Origin of the sequence: Pseudomonas sp. YY-1, assembly GCF_002843095.1 — a bacterium.
In the GTDB taxonomy this organism is placed as follows: domain Bacteria; phylum Pseudomonadota; class Gammaproteobacteria; order Pseudomonadales; family Pseudomonadaceae; genus Aquipseudomonas; species Aquipseudomonas sediminis_A.
In genome coordinates this window covers 147724-165603 of sequence record NZ_PJLX01000008.1, presented here as the reverse complement: position 1 = coordinate 165603, position 17880 = coordinate 147724, and the positions used below count along the sequence as shown (strand labels likewise).

Here is a 17880-nt window from a genome sequence, read left to right as displayed (position 1 = left end):
CGGTCGGCGGTTGTAGTGACCTTGTAGTTATACTACATAGCTCACGCCCGCGCACAGCCAAGCGCTTGCCGAACAGCTGAACGAATGTTTCAAACATCGGGCACGCCGCAGAAATACAGGCATTCTTGGGGCGGTTTTCACTGCCTCCTTCCTGCAAACGCAGGTAGTGTGCAACGGTCTGCTAAACGAGTCGGAGTGTTTCCCTTGAGTATTCCCTGCGACATGCTGGTCTTCGGTGGCACGGGCGATCTGGCCCTGCACAAGCTGCTGCCGGCGCTCTATCACCTGCACCGAGAAGGGCGCCTGCACGCCGATGTGCGCATCCTTGCCCTGGCCCGCAGCAGTCACACCCGCGAGGCCTACCAGGCCCTGGCCGAGCGCCACTGCCGTGCCCAGGTCGCCCGTGCCGACTTCACCAACGAGGCCTGGGCGAGCTTCGCCGCACGCCTCGACTACTTCGCCATGGACGCCGCGCAGAGCGCCGATTTCGGCCGCCTGGCCAAGCGCCTGGGACGTGACGAGCAGCGCGTGCGGGTGTACTACCTGGCCACCGCACCGAGCCTGTTCGAAGACATCGCCGCGCACCTCGCCAACGCCGGTCTGGCTGGCCCGGCAGCGCGCATCGTGCTGGAAAAACCCATCGGCCACTCGCTGGAGTCGGCCCGTGCGATCAACGCTGCCATCGGCGCCGTGTTCGACGAGGCACGGGTATTCCGCATTGATCACTACCTGGGCAAGGAAACCGTGCAGAACCTGATGGCGCTGCGCTTCGCCAACGCCCTGTTCGAGCCGGTGTGGCGCGCTGGGCACATCGATCACGTGCAGATCAGCGTGTGCGAAACCCTGGGCGTGGAAAACCGCGGCGGCTACTACGACAAGGCCGGCGCCATGCGCGACATGATCCAGAATCACCTGCTGCAACTGCTCTGCCTGGTGGCCATGGAGGCGCCGGTGCGCTTCGACGCCGACGCGGTGCGCAACGAAAAGGTGAAGATCCTCGAAGCGCTGAAACCCATCTCCGGGCTCGACGTGCAGGACAAGACCGTGCGCGGCCAGTACACCGCCGGCAAGATCGGCGGCCACGACGTCCCCGCCTATTACTTCGAGAAGAACGTCGACAACGACAGTGATACCGAGACCTTCGCCGCCGTGCAGGTGGAGATCGACAACTGGCGCTGGGCCGGTGTGCCCTTCTACCTGCGCACTGGCAAGCGCCTGGCAAAGAAGGCCTCGGAGATTCTGATTCAGTTCAAGCCGGTGCCGCACCGCCTGTTCAACGATGGCGAAGCCAACCAGTTGCTGATCCGCCTGCAGCCGGAAGAGCGCATCAGCCTGCAGCTGATGGCCAAGAACCCCGGCAAGGGCATGCACCTGAAACCGGTGGAGCTGGACCTCAACCTGGCCAATGCCTTCAACCACCAACGCCGCTGGGATGCTTACGAACGCCTGCTGCTCGACGTGATCGAAGGCGACTCGACGCTGTTCATGCGCCGCGACGAAGTGGAGGCGGCCTGGCAATGGGTCGACCCGATCCTGCAGGGCTGGCACCAGCACTACCAGAGCCCGCGCCCCTATCCGGCCGGCAGCGATGGACCAGAGCAACTGCAACACCTGCTGGAGCGTCACGGGCGGCACTGGGCGGAGTGATCCGCCCCGATTACTCAGGCGGGCTTGCGGCGCCCATGCATCAGCACGACCACCAGCACCAGCATCCCCAACACCCCCGCTCCGACGAACAAGCCCTCATACCCCAGCGCCTTGGCCAGCACCCCGCTGCTGGCGCCGACGAAGCCGGACAACAGCAACTGCGCCGAGGCCTGCAGGGTGAAGTCGGCGCCTTCGTGTTCGGGGCGGCACATGCGCATCATGGCGGCGAACAAGGCGACGGTGGACATGCCGTCGGCCACCTGTTCGAACAGGGTCACGGCATAGACCAACCCGGTATTGGCGCCCTGCCCCACCAGTAAAGCCAGAGCGGCGATGCCGATGGCTTGCAGGGCGCCGAACAGGATCAGCGCACGCAGCACGCCGATGCGCGCGTAGAGCAAGCCACCCAGCAAGGCACCGCCGATGCCGGCCAGGCTGCTGATCAGGGTCAGTTGGCCTAGCGCTGCGGTGCTCCAACCCTGATCCACCAGCATCGGTTTGATCATCGGCGAGCCGAGCGAGTCGCCCAATTTGAAGGTCAGTACCACCGCCAACCACAGCAGCATGCCGGGTTGCGCCAACAGGCCACGGTAGTGGTCGAACAGCAGACGAGGGCCGAGGGCGTTTTCAGCCAGAGCAGGCTGGAACGGCAACACGCGGCGCTCGGGAAACAGCCAGATCGGCACAGTCATCAGCAGGATCAGGCCGGCCACCAACCCCACAGCCAGGTTCCAGCCCAACGGGTCGATCACCAGCAACAGGCCGCTGCCGCTGACGATCATGCCGACCTTGTAGCCGCCCACCTGCAGGCTGTTGCCCAGGCCACGCCAGCGTTCGGGCAGCAAGCGTACGGTGAGCCCGTCGGTGGCGATGTCCTGGGTCGAGGCCAGCAAGTTGATCAGCAGCAGCAAGCCAAGCAATAACCACAGGCCGGAGCCGAACAGCGTCTGCGGTGCCAGCAGCGCCAGCGCGGCGACACAGACGATGACGCCGCTCTGCAGCGGCAGAATCCAGCCACGATGGTGACCCAATCTGCGCGAGGCCAGGCGGTCGATCCAGGGAGCCCAGAAGACCTTGAGCAACCAGGGCAGCGCCAGCAACTTGAGCAGACCGATCAGCGCCAGGTCGACGCCATGTTGGCGTAGCAGTACCGGTAACGAGTGGGCGATCAGCCCGGATGGCAATCCCTGAGCACAATAGAGCGAGGCCAAAAGCACCAGTGTGGCGCTGGACGGACGAGGTGCAGGTGGCGACATGGCAGGCGCTCGCAGCAAAAGCGCAAGCCTAGTGGTTTGCGCCGGCAAACGGCAACGAGGCGGTGGTTACAGTTCGTAGCTCGGTTCGTCGCGGCTGAAGCCCCTCCCACAAAGCCTCGCCAGCCCGTAGCCCGGATGCAATCCGGGGCACTTCAATCGCGAGTGAAATCGTTCCTACACGGGGTCGGCCGCTGGACTCTCCGATGCGCACCTACAGGCTATTCAGGCACTCGCTGAGGCCGTTTGCCAGATTTTCCAGCAGTTGCTCATAACCGCTCGCGCTGACCGGCAAGGTGCCGCCCAGGGCATCCAGCTCCGCCAGTTTGACCGGCAGGCCCGCGGTGAGGGTTTCCGCCAGGCGCGGGCGCAGCGGCGGTTCGCTGAAGACGCAGCTCGGGCCGGTCTGCTGCAGGCGCTCGCGCATGGCAGCGACGTGACGCGCACCGGGCTGTACTTCGGTCAGCACGCTGAACACGCCGGCGTGCTTGAGGCCATAGGCGGCCTCGAAATAGTCGAAGGCCTCGTGGAAAACGAAATACGGCTTGCCTTGCAGGTCGGCCAGTTGCGGGCGAATACGGCCATCGAGCACATCCAGACGAGCTTCGAAGGCTTTCAGGTTGGCGGCGTAGCGCCCGGCATTGGCGGTATCCAGCTTGGCCAGGTCTGCCGCCATGCGTGCGGCGATGACCTTGGCGTTGTCTGCTGCCAACCACAAATGAGCATCCAGGCTACCCGGGCGGTGGTCGTGATCGTGGCCCAGGTCGTCGCCAGCATGTGCGTGCTCGTGATCATGATCGTCGTGATCGTCTTCCTCATGACTCTCGCCGAAATGACGCAGGGTCATACCGGGCAGGTCCTGCACGGCCACCTGAGGCTTGTCACGGCTACCCAGCACGCGCGGCAGGAAGGCCTCCATGTCCGGTCCGATCCAGTACAGCAGGTCAGCATCACGCACTCGCCGTACGTCGGACGGGCGCAACGCATAGTGGTGCGGCGAAGCGCCAGGCGGCAGCAGCACTTCAGGTTCACCGATGCCGTCCTGCACCGCCGCGGCAATCAGTTGCAGCGGTTTGATACTGGTCAGCACACGCACCTCGGCCTGAGCGCTGGCGACGAAAAACAGGGTAAAGAGACAGAAAAGACGCAACACGGGCATACTCGAATGGCATTGAACAGGTAATATAATAACGTCTCTCACTCGCGCCGTCCTTGCCCATGACCGACACTCCCCTGTCTGCACGCCCCCACGATCACTCCCGCTGCGTCAGCCATGCGCTGGCCGAGGCCGAAGCCATCTGCGCGCGCCAGGGCCTGCGCCTGACTGCTCTGCGCAAGCGCGTGCTGGAACTGGTCTGGGCCAGCCACAAGCCACTCGGCGCCTATGACATCCTCGGCGTATTGAGCGATGAAGACGGTCGCCGCGCAGCGCCGCCCACGGTGTACCGCGCACTGGATTTCCTGCTGGAAAACGGCCTGGTACACCGTATCGCATCACTTAACGCCTTCGTCGGTTGCAGCCATCCCGAGCACCCGCATCAGGGCCAGTTCCTGATCTGCCGAGCGTGCCATGCGGCGACCGAACTGGAACAAGCCACCATCAGTCAGGCCATCGTCGACAGTGCAGCCGGCGTCGGTTTCGTCGTCGAGGGTCAGACCGTGGAAGTCGTCGGCCTGTGCGCAGGCTGCAAGGGCACGGCATGAGCGACGCGCTGATCCGCCTCGACGGCGTCGCTGTCAGCTTCAACGGCCAGCCGGTGCTGGATAACGTGCAGCTTAGCGTACAGCCCGGCGAGATCGTCACCCTGATCGGCCCCAACGGCGCCGGCAAGACCACCCTGGTGCGCGTGGTGCTCGGCCTGCTGCAGCCCGAGCGAGGCAGCGTGCGCCGCACGCCGCGCCTGCGCATTGGCTACATGCCGCAAAAGCTCCATGTCGACGCCACCCTGCCGCTGTCGGTGCTGCGCTTTTTGCGCCTGGTGCCGGGTGTGGATCGCCAGCGCGCGCTGGCAGCACTGGCTGAAGTCGGCGCCGAGCAGGTGATCGACAGCCCGCTACAGAGCATTTCCGGTGGCGAGATGCAGCGCGTGCTGCTAGCCCGCGCCCTGCTGCGCGAGCCACAACTGCTGGTGCTCGACGAGCCGGTGCAGGGCGTCGACGTCGCCGGGCAGGCCGAGCTGTACCGGCTGATCTCGCGTCTGCGCGAGCGTCACGGCTGCGGCGTGCTGATGGTCTCGCACGACCTGCATCTGGTGATGAGCGCCACCGATCAGGTGGTTTGCCTCAACCGCCATGTCTGCTGCTCCGGCCACCCGGAGCAGGTCAGCGGCGACCCAGCCTTTATCGAACTGTTCGGCCAGGACGCCAAGAGCCTGGCCGTCTACCACCACCATCATGACCACGATCACGACCTGCATGGCGGCGTGGTCAAGCCCGGCCTGACCATTCACGGCCCGGCCCACGTCCACGGCCCGAACTGTAAACACTGATGCCTGACTTTCTCCTCAATGCCCTGCTCGCCGGCCTGGCGCTGGCCTTGGTAGCCGGCCCGCTCGGCTCCTTCGTGGTCTGGCGGCGCATGGCCTATTTTGGCGACACGCTGTCCCATGCCGCCCTGCTCGGCGTGGCGCTGGGCCTGCTGCTCGACGTCAGCCCGACCCTCACCGTGACCGTCGGCTGCGTGCTGCTCGCCGTGCTGCTGGTGACCCTGCAGCAGCGCCAGCCACTGGCCTCCGACACCCTGCTGGGTATCCTCGCCCACAGCACCCTGTCACTGGGCCTGGTGGCGCTGAGCTTCATGCATGACGTGCGCATCGACCTGATGAGCTACCTGTTCGGCGACCTGCTCGCCGTCAGCCCCACCGACCTGGCCTGGATCATCGGCGGCAGTGCGCTGGTGCTGGCGCTGCTGGCCTGGTTGTGGCGGCCGTTGCTGGCGATCACCGTGCACGAGGAACTGGCGCGGGTCGAAGGCCTGCCGGTGGCCGCGATACGCCTGGCGCTGATGCTGCTGATCGCCGTGGTGATCGCCGTGGCGATGAAGATCGTCGGCGTGCTGCTGATCACCTCCCTGCTGATCATCCCCGCCGCCGCAGCCCAGCGCCACGCACGCACGCCGGAACAGATGGCCGTCGGCGCCAGCTTACTCGGCCTGCTGGCGGTGTGTTGCGGCCTGGCGCTGTCTTGGTATCAGGACACACCAGCCGGGCCGTCCATCGTGGTCAGCGCTGCTGCGTTGTTCCTGGCCAGCTTTGCGCTGCCCAAGCGCAACAGCTGATGGCGCGCTCTGCGTAGCCGATCAAGATGAAATCAGCGGTACGAACCTGTATGATTGCGCGTTTTTTGCACAATTCGAGACGCGTAGTTATGAAGTCGTTCGCTTTTCGTGGTCTTCCGCTTTTTCTGGTTCTACTTCTGGCCGGTTGCCAGAGCAGCCAGCAGCACAGCCTCCCGCCGGTCGATGATCTGGTCATCGCCTTCCGCCAGCTCGACCTGAGCCTGGCCGAAGAGCGTCTCGATGATGCGCGCAGCCAACTCAACACCCTGCAGCAACGCGCCAGCCGCGACACGCGTCTGGAGCAGTACCAGCGCCAGCTGGCCGAGGCCTACATGGAACAGGGCCGCGAAGCACTGCAGCAGGGCGATCTGGATCGCGCCGCGCAGGCCTTGGGCCAGGCCCGCAGCCTGATGCCACAGGCGCCGGCCCTGAGTCGCGACCTCAACCAGGCCATCGACAGCGCACGCACGGCACGCCAGACGGCCGCCGAGCAACAAGCACGTGATGCCGCCGCCAAGCTCGATGCTGAACGTCAGGAACAACTGCGTCAGCAGCGCCTGGCCAGTGAGCGCCAAGCTGCCGCCAAGGTAGCAACGGCTCAGGTAGCTGCGAGCCAGCCGACGCCCACGGTCGAGAGCACACCCAAAGCACGCCTGATCGACCCAAGCGCCGCCACCAGCAGCGTGGCCTTGCCTATGCTGGACAGCCAGGACAACGAAAACCTGCGCCGCCTGCTCGACGGCGTAGCCGCCGATGTCGTGACCTTTCGCTGTGCGGTGCGCATCGAAGTGCGCGAGGCCAAGGATTACCCCTGGGTCGCGGCGCTGCTCTCGGCGCGGATCAAGAAGCTCGACCCGAGCTTCCGTCCGCAGTTGAGCCAGAAGATCGCGCCACAACAGGTACCGCGCCTGCTGTTGAGCCCACAACGCAACTGAGAACGGGCGCGCGCACTATCGCTGATCGGTAATACCATTTTGTAATAAACATAGGCCTACAAAGATTTTCTCGGCCTAAACACTGCCGGGTAAACTAGCGCACTTTTGCGCCCTACCCGGCGCTCGATGCGCCGGCTCGACAACACTCTGGAGCCGGCGACTGAACACACCCAAAAGGTCGTTCGCGTGATCCAGTTTCAATCCGTCCACAAGGCCTACCGCGTCGCAGGCCGTGAGATTCCGGCGCTGCAGCCCACCACGCTGCAGGTCGGCAGCGGCCAGGTGTTCGGCATCATCGGCCATTCCGGCGCCGGCAAGAGCACCCTGCTGCGCCTGATCAACCGCCTGGAGGAACCCTCCGGCGGGCGCATCGAGATCGACGGCGTCGACGTCACTGCCCTCGATGCCAATGGTCTGCGCCGCTTCCGCCAGCAGGTCGGGATGATCTTCCAGCACTTCAACCTGCTGTCGTCGAAGACCGTTGCTGACAACATCGCCATGCCGCTGCGCCTGGCCGGCGAACTGAGCCGTGCCGAAATCGACGCCCGCGTCGCCGAGCTGCTGGCGCGCGTCGGCCTGCAGGATCATGCCAACAAATACCCCGCGCAGCTCTCCGGCGGGCAGAAACAGCGTGTCGGCATCGCCCGTGCGCTGAGCACGCGACCGAAGATCCTGCTGTGCGATGAGGCCACCAGCGCCCTCGACCCACAGACCACCACCGCCGTGCTGCAGCTGCTGGCCGAGATCAACCGCGAACTGGGCCTGACCATCGTGCTGATCACCCACGAGATGGACGTGATCCGCCGCGTCTGCGACCGGGTGGCGGTGATGGACGCCGGCATCATCGTCGAGGAAGGCCCGGTGGCCGAGGTGTTCCTGCACCCGCAGCACCCGACCACGAAGCGTTTCGTGCAGGAGTCCGAGCACGTCGACGAAGCCGAACAGCGCGATGACTTTGCCCATGTCGAAGGCCGCATCCTGCGCCTGACCTTCCAGGGCGAAGCCACCTACGCACCGCTGCTGGGCACTGTGGCCCGCGAAACCGGGGTGGACTACAGCATCCTCGCCGGGCGCATCGACCGCATCAAGGACACCCCCTATGGCCAGCTCACCCTGGCCCTGACCGGTGGTGACATCGACGCCGCGCTGGCGCGCTTCGCAGCCGCCGACGTGCATCTGGAGGTACTGCGCTGATGCTCGAACAACTGCTGCCCAACGTGTTCTGGCCGGAAATCTGGCAGGCCAGTCTCGACACCCTGAACATGCTGCTCGGCTCGATGCTGTTCACCGTGCTGCTCGGCCTGCCGCTCGGCGTGCTGCTGTTTCTCACCGGCCCGCGCCAGCTGTTCGAGCAGAAGGCCTTGTACGGCGCGCTGTCGCTGGTGGTGAACATCCTGCGCTCGGTGCCTTTCGTGATCCTGCTGATCCTGATGATTCCCTTCACCGAGCTGCTGGTCGGCACCTCGCTGGGCGTGGCCGGCGCCATCCCGCCATTGGTGGTAGGCGCCACGCCGTTCTTCGCACGGCTGGTGGAAACCGCCCTGCGTGAAGTCGAGCGCGGCATCATCGAAGCGACCCAGGCGATGGGCGCCACTACCTGGCAGATCATCACCCGCGCGCTGCTGCCCGAGGCGCTGCCCGGCCTGCTCGCGGCCACCACCGTCACCGCGATTACCCTGGTGTCTTACACCGCCATGAGTGGCCTGATCGGCGGCGGCGGCCTCGGCGACCTGGCCGTGCGCTACGGCTACCAGCGCTACCAACCGGACGTGATGGCCGTGACCGTGATCCTGCTGCTGATTCTGGTGCAGGTGCTGCAGATGGTCGGGGATCGACTGGTCATCCATTTTTCTCGCAAGTAATCACGACAAGCGGCGACTCGCTACCTGCGAGACCCGCACCAACCTTCCCAAAAGGAACCTTGAAATGAAGAAGCTGCTGACTGCCATCGCCGCCTGCGCGGCCTTCTCGGCCCAGGCCGAAACCCTCAACGTCGCTGCCACCCCGGTGCCGCACGCGGAGATCCTCGAGTTCGTCAAACCAGCCCTGGCCAAAGAAGGCGTGGAGCTGAAGGTGCGTGTGTTCACCGACTACGTACAGCCCAACCTGCAGGTACAGCAAAAGAACCTCGACGCCAACTTCTTCCAGCACCAGCCGTACCTGGACGAGTTCAACGCCAGCCGCAAGACCGAGCTGGTCAGCGTTGCCGGCGTGCACGTCGAGCCCTTCGGCGCCTACTCCAGCAAGATCAAGGATCTGAGCGAGCTGCCACAAGGCGCCACCGTGGCCATCCCCAACGACGCCACCAACGGCGGCCGTGCCCTGCTGCTGCTGCAGAAGGCCGGCGTGATCAAACTCAAGCCGGAAGCCGGCATCCTCGCCACGCCGAAGGACATCGTCGAGAACCCGAAAGCGATCAAGGTGCGTGAACTGGAAGCGGCCACCCTGCCGCGCGTACTGAGCCAGGTCGACCTCGCCCTGATCAACACCAACTACGCCCTGGAAGCCAAGCTGAACCCGACCAAGGACGCCCTGGCCATCGAAGGCAGCGACTCGCCGTACGTGAACATCCTGGTGACCCGCGCTGACAACAAGGACAGCGAGGCCGTACAGAAGCTGGTCAAGGCCCTGCACAGCGCCGAAGTGAAGCAGTTCATCGAAGAGAAGTACCTGGGCGCCGTCGTCCCGGCGTTCTGATCGCCGCCGACCGCTCTTGCTGTAAACAATGCCGCGCCGCTGCAAAGCTGCGCGGTATTTTTATGCGTGGAATCTCAGCGATCCGTAGGGTGCGCCGTACGCACTGCCAACAATACGGATCAGCGCCGCAGGCACTCCAGCAGACAATCCAGCGCCGGCTGGCGCTGCGCACGGCGCACCAGGGCGACCAGCTCGCGATGGAAGGTCAGCGCGCCCAGCTCGATCACCCGCAGCCGCGTCGGCCGTTGCAGCCACAGGCCCGCACGCGGTACCAGGGCCACGCCCATACCGTTTTCCACCAGGCGCACGATGGCATCCAGCTCATCCAGCTCCAGCGCCTCACGTACGTTCAGGCGCTGCTCGCGCAGGAAACGGCTGACCTGACGACCGCCGAACGAGGCGCGGTCGTAGCGCACGAAGGGCTGCTCCGCGAGCAGCCGCAGCGGGTCGTCGCCCGGCACGTCCAGCGGCGCAATAAGCACGAAAGGCTCCTGTGCCAGCGGCACTTCCAGGATTTCCTTGGGCAAGGCGAACGGCGGCTTGATCAACAGGGCCAGGTCCAGCTCACCGGCATCCAATTGGCTGAACAGCTGTAGGGAAACGCCCGGCACCAGCTTCAGCTCGACGAGCGGTGCCAGCTGGCGAAAACGCGGTAAAGCCTCGGCCAGCAGACCAGTCTGCAAGGTAGCGATGGCACCGACGCGCAATTCGCCCTGCCATTGATCGGCAGCCTGTGGCAGCGCCATCTGCGCATACAGCGCGAGCATCTGCTCGGCCAGCGGCAGGGCGTGGCGACCTGCGGCGTTGAGCACAGCGGCGCGGCCACTGCGGTCGAACAGGCGTACACCCAGGTGTTGCTCCAATACGCGCATCTGCGCGCTGACCGCCGACTGGGTCAACCCCACCTGCTGGCCGGCAGCGGCGAAGGTGCCCAAGCGAGCGACGGTGACGAAGGTTTTCAGTTCGCGCAGCATCGAGGCCTCGATTGATCAAAAATATTTGAGCTTGCTCGCAAGGATATTCGCTTTAGAACAATTTTGCTGTTGATAGGCTGGTGCAATGAACACCGATGGCGGGTTGCACCCGCCCTACACACAATAACCAGAGGTATTCCGTGATGTCCCTTGCGCCCTTCCACCTGGCAATTCCCGTTCATGACCTGGCAGCAGCCCGGCATTTCTACGGCGAGGTATTCGGCTGTGCCGAGGGTCGCAGCAGCGACCACTGGGTGGACTTCGATTTCTTCGGCCACCAGTTGGTGATCCATGAAGCGCCGAAGATGGCCTACCAGGAGTCGGCCGCCAGCAACCCCGTGGACGGCCACGACGTGCCGGTGCCGCACTTCGGCGTGGTGCTCGGCTGGGCCGACTGGGAAGCGTTGGCCGAACGCCTGCGCAGCCGCGAGACGAAGTTCGTCATCGAGCCCTATGTACGCTTCAAGGGCCAGGTCGGCGAGCAGGCCACCATGTTCCTCCTCGACCCCTGCGGCAACGCGCTGGAGTTCAAGGCGTTCAAGGACATCGGCCAGCTATTCGCCAAGTGAACGCAGGCTGCCTGGGTAGCGAGCAAATGCCGCTCAATCCAGTGGATTATCGATCTGCGCACGCAGCAGCTCGGCGAAGGCGCTTGCCTCCACCGGGCGGCTGATCAGAAAGCCCTGGATCTCATCGCAGTTCTGGCTCTTGAGAAAGTCCATCTGTGCCTGGGTTTCCACGCCCTCGGCCACCACTTTCAGCTCCAGGCTGTGAGCCATGGCGATGATCGCGCGGGTGATTGCGGCATCCTCGCCACCGGGTGACAGGTCGCGGATGAAGGTCTGGTCGATCTTCACGTAATGCACCGGGAAGCGCTTGAGGTAGCTGAGCGAGGAGTAGCCGGTGCCAAAGTCGTCGATGGCCAGCTTGACCCCCAGTTCGCGCAGCTGGCGGAAGGTGACGATGACGCTGTCGACGTTATCCAGCAGTTGGCTTTCGGTCAGCTCCAGTTCCAGATACTGCGGCGCCAGGCCGGTCTCTTCGAGCACCTGGCGCACCAGGCTGGTGAGGTTGCCCTGGCGCAGCTGATGCACCGAGATGTTCACCGACACACGGATTTTCGCCAGCCCCTGGCGCTGCCATTCACACGCCTGCTGGCAGGCCTGACGCAGCACGAACTCGCCAATCGGTGCGATCAGCCCGGTTTCCTCGGCCAGACCGATGAACTCGCTCGGCGGCACCATGCCCTGTTGCGGATGGCGCCAGCGCACCAGCGCCTCGGCAGCATTGAGCTGGTCGTCGGCGAGGTTCAGTTTGGGCTGGTAGAACACCTCCAGCTGGCCTTCGTCGATGGCCTTGCGCAGCTGGTTCTCCAGTTGCAGGCGCTCCAGGGTGCAGGCCTGCAGGTTGTCGGTGAAAAACTGGAAGGTGTTACCGCCCAGATGCTTGGCATGCTGCACGGCCATGTTGGCCTGACTGATCAGCGCGCTGATCTCGCGCGCGTAGTCCGGCATCAGGCTGATGCCCAGCGAGGCGCTGATCACCAGTTCGTGGCCACCAACGGTCATTGGCACACGCAACTTGGCCAGTAACCGACTGGCCACCCGTGCCAGGCTGGAGAGGCTGCCGTAGGCGTCGAGGATGATGGCGAACTCGTCGCCTGAGAGCCGCGCGATGCAGTCGGCCTCGGGTACGGTCTGGGTCAGGCGACGACTCATCTGGCGCAGCAACTGGTCCGCCACTTCATGGCCGAGGCTGTCGTTGAGCAGCTTGAAACGGTCCAGGTCGATGTGCACCAGGGCAATGCTGCGGCCGCTCTGGCGGGCGCGCTGGCTGGCATCGTGCAGACGCTCCTTGAACAGACTGCGGTTGGCCAGGCCGGTCAGATCATCGTAGTGCGACAGGTAGCGCAGGCGCTCCTCGGCCTCGCGTCGCGCACTGAGGTCGGCAAAGAAGCCGACGATTTGGCTGGGCCGGCCGCTGGCGTCGCGTATCAGGTTGAGCTGCAGCCATTGCGGGTAAAGCTCGCCGCTCTTGCGCGTCTCGATCAGCTCGCCCTGCCAGGTGCCAGTGCTGTCCAGTTCCTGGCGGATCATCTGGTATTGCCGGCGCATCTCGCGGCTGCCGATCAGGCTGGTCACCGTGCGCCCGACCACTTCCTCACGGCTGTATCCGGTCACCGCGCTGAACGCGCGGTTGACCGCCAGCACACAGTAGTCGGGGTCGAGGATGAAGATGCCTTCGCTGGCCGCTTCGAACACGGTCGCCGCCAGACGCTGTTGCTGCTCCTGCTGACGCCGCGCACTGACATCGCGCCGCGTGCCGAGCATGCGCCGTACACGGCCGGCGGCGTCGCGCTCGACCGCACGGCCACGGTCCTCGACCCAGACCCAGTGGCCGTCGACATGGCGCACGCGGTACTCGATCTGATAATCCTCGCTGCGCCCCTTGAGGTGCCGGACCAACGCCCGGCGCAACCCTGGCAGATCATCCGGATGCAGGCGCGGGGTCAGGTCGCGCAGCATCACCTGCACCTGCTCCGGCTCCAGACCGAACAGCTCGCGCAGGTGCGAATGGTGCACCTGATCGCTTTCCAGATCCCAGTCCCACAGCCCCAGCTCACTGGCCTCCAGCGCCAGGGCTAGGCGCTCCTGGCTCGTGCCCAGGGCATGAGTCGCCTCGTCCAGCTCCAGGGTACGCTCGGCCACGCGCATTTCCAGCGCACCATGGGCACCACGCAGCTCACGTTCGGCGCGACGGCGTTGCTCAACCTCGCGCGCCAGCTCTTCGTTGAGCCCTTCGGCGCGCTGCTTAGCGCGCTCCAGGTTGCTGATCAGCGCCAGGTTATGGAACCGTTGCAGCAGGCTGCGCTGTACCAGGCGATTGACCTGCCAGGCCACGATCAGCAAGGCAAGAAACAGGATCAGCCCAAGCAGCCCCCAACCGCGTTGCAGGCTGTTGTCGGCCAGCAACAGATAGGTCACCGAAGGCAGCAGGCAGGGCAAGGCGAAGCTGAGAAAGGCCGACAGGCTGACGGCATAGGCCACGCTGGCTGAAAGAATCGCCGCAGCGATCAGACCATAGACCAGCGCCTGCTGGTAGAAGACATCGGCGGGCACCAGCACGATCACGGCGAAGGCGAGGGTCAACCCGGATGCACCGGCGCCGAAGAGGAAGATGCGGCGCCAGTAGGGTTCGGCCTGGCGGCTCGGCAGCGCCGCGTTGAAGGCATTCACCTGGGTCAGACGCAGCAGCACCAGCAACACCACCCAGCCCAACCATGCTGCGAGCATGAGGGCGCTCTGCTGATTCCACAGCAATAGGCTGCAGGCCAGGCCAACCAGGAGCATGAGCAGAGTGGGCAGGCGCGAGCCCAGAAACAGCAAGCGGGTGCGCTCGACGGCAATATCCGTGGCGAACTGACGTTCAGCCTGATGCGGGTCCAGCGTCACCTCTTGAACTTCGGCGCTAGTCGTGGCGGTCATGGGCGATTTTCTTGTAATGGTTGCCTGAGGGGCTGCGGTGTTTTTCAGCTGCCTCAGCCCTGACGTCGCGGGAGAATACCCGAGACAGACGCTCTGCCCAACAATGATGTGGCCCCTTTCACAGCTTGACGCCCAACTTTTGGCGGGCACCGGCAGAGCATGATGGCCTTTGGCCGCCTGACCAGGCGCATCTGCGCCCTGACCTGCCAGTCGTCGGTTGCATCGGACGCGTTTCTCCACGCTCGGCCAACGGTTTGCCCTCACCTGTCCGGCCCCCTAGAATGCCGCGATGCAAAATGACCTCGATCACAGACTCACTACCCTCAATCCCGCCCAGCACCACGCGGTTACCACACCGCCTGGTCATCAGCTGGTGCTGGCCGGCGCCGGCTCGGGCAAGACCCGCGTGCTGGTGCATCGCATCGCCTTCCTGATCCAGCGCCTGGACGTGTCGCCGCACAGCATTCTGTCGGTGACCTTCACCAACAAGGCGGCTGCCGAGATGCGTCACCGCATCGAAGACGTGCTCGGCCACGCCCCTGCGGGCATGTGGGTCGGTACCTTCCACGGTCTGGCTCACCGCCTGCTGCGTGCACACTGGCAGGAGGCAAAGCTAGCCGAGAACTTCCAGATTCTCGACTCCGACGATCAGCAGCGCCTGATCAAGCGGGTGATCCGTGAACTGGGCCTCGACGAACAACGCTGGCCGGCCAAGCAGGCGCAGTGGTTCATCAACGGGCAAAAGGACGAGGGCATCCGCCCGCAAGGTATCCAGGCCAGCGGCGACCTGTTCCTGGCCACCATGCGCAGCATCTATGAAGCCTACGAGGCGGCCTGCGCACGCACCGGTGTCATCGACTTCGCCGAACTGCTGTTGCGTGCCCTCGACCTCTGGCGCGACAACGCCGGCCTGCTGGAGCACTACCAGCGCCGCTTCCGCCATATCCTGGTCGACGAGTTCCAGGACACCAACGCCGTGCAGTACGCCTGGCTGCGCTTTTTGGCTAAGGGCGGCGAAAGCCTGATGGTCGTGGGCGACGACGATCAGTCGATCTACGGCTGGCGCGGCGCGAAGATCGAGAACATCCAGCAGTTCGACAGCGATTTCGCCGATGCCGAGATCATCCGCCTGGAGCAGAACTACCGCTCCACCGCCAATATCCTCAATGCCGCCAACGCGCTGATCGCCAACAACCAGGGCCGCCTCGGCAAGGAGTTGCGCACCGACGTCGGCGATGGCGAGCCGCTGGCCCTGTATGCCGCCTTCAACGAGCACGACGAAGCGCGCTACGTGGTCGAGACCATCGAGGATGCCCTGCGCAAGGACGGCCTCAAGCGCAGCGAGATCGCCATTCTCTATCGCTCCAACGCCCAGTCGCGGGTGCTGGAAGAGGCGCTGCTGCGCGAGAAGATCCCCTACCGCATCTACGGTGGTCAGCGCTTCTTCGAGCGTGCCGAAATCAAGAACGCCATGGCCTATCTGCGTCTGCTCGACGGCCGCGGTAACGATGCGGCGCTGGAGCGCATCATCAACGTGCCGGCGCGCGGCATCGGCGAGAAGACCATCGAAACCATCCGCGAGTACGCCCGCGCCCATGACGTGCACATGTGGGAGGCGATCCGCCTGATGCTGACGGTCAAGGCGCTGCCCGCTCGCGCCTCGGGGGCCCTGGCCGGCTTCATCGAACTGATCGACAGCCTGGCCGAGCAGGTCCTGGCCATGCCGCTGCACCAGATGACCCAGGTGGTCATCGAAAAGAGCGGCCTGCTCGCCTATCACGAGGCGGAAAAAGGCGAGAAGGGCCAGGCCCGGGTGGAAAACCTGGAGGAACTGGTCAGCGCCGCACGCACCTTCGAGAACGATGAAGACGACGAGCTGACCCCGCTGCAGGCCTTCCTCACCCACGCCTCGCTGGAGGCCGGGGACACCCAGGCCGCCGAAAACGAAGACAGCATTCAACTGATGACCCTGCACAGCGCCAAGGGCCTGGAATTCCCACTGGTGTTCCTGGTGGGCATGGAAGAGGGTCTGTTCCCGCACAAGATGAGCCTGGAAGAACCGGGCCGATTGGAAGAAGAACGCCGCCTGGCCTATGTCGGCATTACCCGTGCCATGCAGAAGCTGGTGATCAGCTACGCCGAAACACGGCGTCTCTACGGTAGCGAGACCTATAACAAGGTGTCGCGCTTCGTCCGCGAAATCCCCGCACCGCTGATTCAGGAAGTACGCCTGAGCAACAGCGTCAGCCGCCCGGTGAGCACCAGCTCGATGGGTGGCGGCAGTCTGTTCGCCGGCAGTGCCGTACCGCAAACGCCCTTCAGTCTGGGCCAACGCGTACGTCACAGCCTGTTCGGCGAGGGCACCATCCTCAATTTCGAGGGTGCTGGCGCCCAGGCGCGGGTTCAAGTGAATTTCGAAAACGAAGGCAGTAAATGGCTGATGCTGGCGTACGCCAAGCTTGAAGCCTACTAGTACACCGTATCTGGAGATAATCGATGAATCGCCGCAATCTGTTCGGCACCGCCCTGGCGCTGATCGCCGCCATCGGCCTGGTTGGCTGCAAAGAAGACAAGGCTGCCAGCGAGCAAGCCGCTGCCAAGCCGGCAGAAATCATCCACTGGAAAATGGTCACGTCCTGGCCGAAGAACTTCCCTGGTCTGGGCACCTCTGCCGAGCGCCTGGCCGAGCGCATCAACGCCATGAGTGCCGGGCGCCTGACCGTCAAGGTCTACGCCGCTGGTGAGCTGGTACCGGCGCTGGAAGTGTTCGACGCCGTTTCCCGCGGCACCGCCGAGATGGGCCACGGCACCCCGTACTACTGGAAAGGCAAGGTGCCAGCTGCGCAGTTCTTCAGCAGCGTGCCGTTCGGCCTCTCCACCCTGGAAATGAACGCCTGGCTCAGCCACGGCGGTGGCCAGGCGCTGTGGGATGAAACCTACGCACCGTTCGGTGTGAAGCCGCTGTCGGCGGGCAACACCACCATGCAAATGGGCGGCTGGTTCAATAAGGAAATCAACAGCCTGGACGACATCAAAGGCCTGAAGATCCGCATGCCGGGCCTCGGCGGCGAAGTCTGGAGCCGTCTGGGTGCGATCACCGTCAACCTGCCGGGCGGCGAAATTTTCACCTCCCTGCAGACCGGTGCCATCGATGCCACCGACTGGGTCGGCCCCTATAACGACCTGGCCTTCGGCCTGCACAAGGCTGCCAAGTACAACTACTTCCCGGGCTGGCAGGAGCCGCAGGCGGTGGTCGAGGCCATGGTCAACCAGAAGGCCTTCGACGCATTGCCGACCGACTTGCAAGCCATCGTCGTCGAAGCCGCGCGTGCCGCGACCCTGGACATGATGGACGACTACGTGTTCAACAACGCCAAGGCGCTGCAAAGCCTGAAGAGCGAAGGCGTGCAGTTCAAGCGTCTGCCGGATGACGTGCTGCAAGCCATGCGCGAGCAGTCCAATCTGGTGCTCGAGTCTTTGGCCGCCGAGAACGATCTCAACGGCCGCATCTGGGCCTCGCAGAAAGCCTTCCTGGAAGAGGCCAGCGCCATGCAGGAGCTGACCGAGAAAGAACTGTACAACTGGCGTTGAGCCAACCGAACGGGGCTGAAA

General features: G+C 64.5%; 15 protein-coding genes. 11 read left to right on the top strand and 4 right to left on the bottom strand.

Features of this window, described 5'->3' with window-relative positions:
- Nucleotides 1–222 precede the first annotated feature (222 nt).
- Nucleotides 223–1647, top strand: a complete 1425-nt coding sequence (zwf, locus tag CXP40_RS13520) for a glucose-6-phosphate dehydrogenase (protein WP_218239027.1) — start codon at nt 223–225, stop codon at nt 1645–1647.
- A gap of 14 nt (nt 1648–1661) precedes the next feature.
- On the opposite strand, the gene CXP40_RS13515 is transcribed toward zwf, so the two are convergent.
- On the bottom strand, nt 1662–2903 hold the full coding sequence (locus tag CXP40_RS13515) for an MFS transporter (protein WP_106734155.1): 1242 nt from the start codon (nt 2901–2903) through the stop codon (nt 1662–1664).
- 211 nt (nt 2904–3114) lie between these two features.
- The gene (znuA, locus tag CXP40_RS13510) at nt 3115–4053 is read right to left on the bottom strand and encodes a zinc ABC transporter substrate-binding protein ZnuA (RefSeq protein WP_106734154.1); all 939 of its coding nucleotides are present in this window, start codon (nt 4051–4053) and stop codon (nt 3115–3117) included.
- Nucleotides 4054–4118: 65 nt separating this feature from the next.
- Between znuA and CXP40_RS13505 the strand changes: the two genes are divergently transcribed.
- The 7 genes from CXP40_RS13505 (at nt 4119) to CXP40_RS13475 (ending at nt 9809) form a co-directional block, all read left to right on the top strand.
- Nucleotides 4119–4604, top strand: a complete 486-nt coding sequence (locus CXP40_RS13505; RefSeq protein ID WP_106734153.1) for a Fur family transcriptional regulator — start codon at nt 4119–4121, stop codon at nt 4602–4604.
- Nucleotides 4601–5389: a zinc ABC transporter ATP-binding protein ZnuC gene (gene znuC, locus CXP40_RS13500; RefSeq protein ID WP_013717871.1), complete on the top strand. Its 789-nt coding sequence runs from the start codon at nt 4601–4603 to the stop codon at nt 5387–5389. The genes CXP40_RS13505 and znuC overlap by 4 nt, the downstream gene beginning before the upstream one ends.
- Nucleotides 5389–6177 (top strand): zinc ABC transporter permease subunit ZnuB, encoded by a 789-nt coding sequence (znuB, locus tag CXP40_RS13495; RefSeq protein ID WP_003464741.1) that lies wholly within the window; start codon nt 5389–5391, stop codon nt 6175–6177. Before znuC ends, znuB begins: the two co-directional genes overlap by 1 nt.
- An 89-nt stretch (nt 6178–6266) precedes the next feature.
- On the top strand, nt 6267–7112 hold the full coding sequence (locus CXP40_RS13490) for a PA5502 family lipoprotein (protein WP_106734152.1): 846 nt from the start codon (nt 6267–6269) through the stop codon (nt 7110–7112).
- 186 nt (nt 7113–7298) lie between these two features.
- The gene (locus tag CXP40_RS13485; RefSeq protein ID WP_003464748.1) at nt 7299–8306 is read left to right on the top strand and encodes a methionine ABC transporter ATP-binding protein; all 1008 of its coding nucleotides are present in this window, start codon (nt 7299–7301) and stop codon (nt 8304–8306) included.
- The gene (locus CXP40_RS13480; protein WP_003464751.1) at nt 8306–8974 is read left to right on the top strand and encodes a methionine ABC transporter permease; all 669 of its coding nucleotides are present in this window, start codon (nt 8306–8308) and stop codon (nt 8972–8974) included. Before CXP40_RS13485 ends, CXP40_RS13480 begins: the two co-directional genes overlap by 1 nt.
- A gap of 64 nt (nt 8975–9038) precedes the next feature.
- The gene (locus tag CXP40_RS13475) at nt 9039–9809 is read left to right on the top strand and encodes a MetQ/NlpA family ABC transporter substrate-binding protein (RefSeq protein WP_003464754.1); all 771 of its coding nucleotides are present in this window, start codon (nt 9039–9041) and stop codon (nt 9807–9809) included.
- Nucleotides 9810–9928: 119 nt separating this feature from the next.
- Here the strand turns inward: CXP40_RS13475 and CXP40_RS13470 are convergent, their stop codons facing one another.
- Nucleotides 9929–10783: a LysR substrate-binding domain-containing protein gene (locus CXP40_RS13470; protein WP_106734151.1), complete on the bottom strand. Its 855-nt coding sequence runs from the start codon at nt 10781–10783 to the stop codon at nt 9929–9931.
- Nucleotides 10784–10926: 143 nt separating this feature from the next.
- Here CXP40_RS13470 and CXP40_RS13465 point away from each other — a divergent pair, with 143 nt between their 5' ends.
- Complete coding sequence (locus CXP40_RS13465) at nt 10927–11352, top strand: VOC family protein (RefSeq protein ID WP_084341967.1); 426 nt, start codon at nt 10927–10929, stop codon at nt 11350–11352.
- Nucleotides 11353–11385: 33 nt separating this feature from the next.
- Here the strand turns inward: CXP40_RS13465 and CXP40_RS13460 are convergent, their stop codons facing one another.
- Complete coding sequence (locus CXP40_RS13460; protein ID WP_106734150.1) at nt 11386–14268, bottom strand: GGDEF and EAL domain-containing protein; 2883 nt, start codon at nt 14266–14268, stop codon at nt 11386–11388.
- Nucleotides 14269–14557: 289 nt separating this feature from the next.
- Between CXP40_RS13460 and uvrD the strand changes: the two genes are divergently transcribed.
- Together uvrD and CXP40_RS13450 are read left to right on the top strand one after the other, a co-directional pair.
- On the top strand, nt 14558–16741 hold the full coding sequence (gene uvrD / locus CXP40_RS13455; RefSeq protein ID WP_106734149.1) for a DNA helicase II: 2184 nt from the start codon (nt 14558–14560) through the stop codon (nt 16739–16741).
- A 23-nt stretch (nt 16742–16764) separates the two neighbouring features.
- The gene (locus CXP40_RS13450) at nt 16765–17859 is read left to right on the top strand and encodes a TRAP transporter substrate-binding protein (RefSeq protein ID WP_106734148.1); all 1095 of its coding nucleotides are present in this window, start codon (nt 16765–16767) and stop codon (nt 17857–17859) included.
- Nucleotides 17860–17880 lie beyond the last annotated feature (21 nt).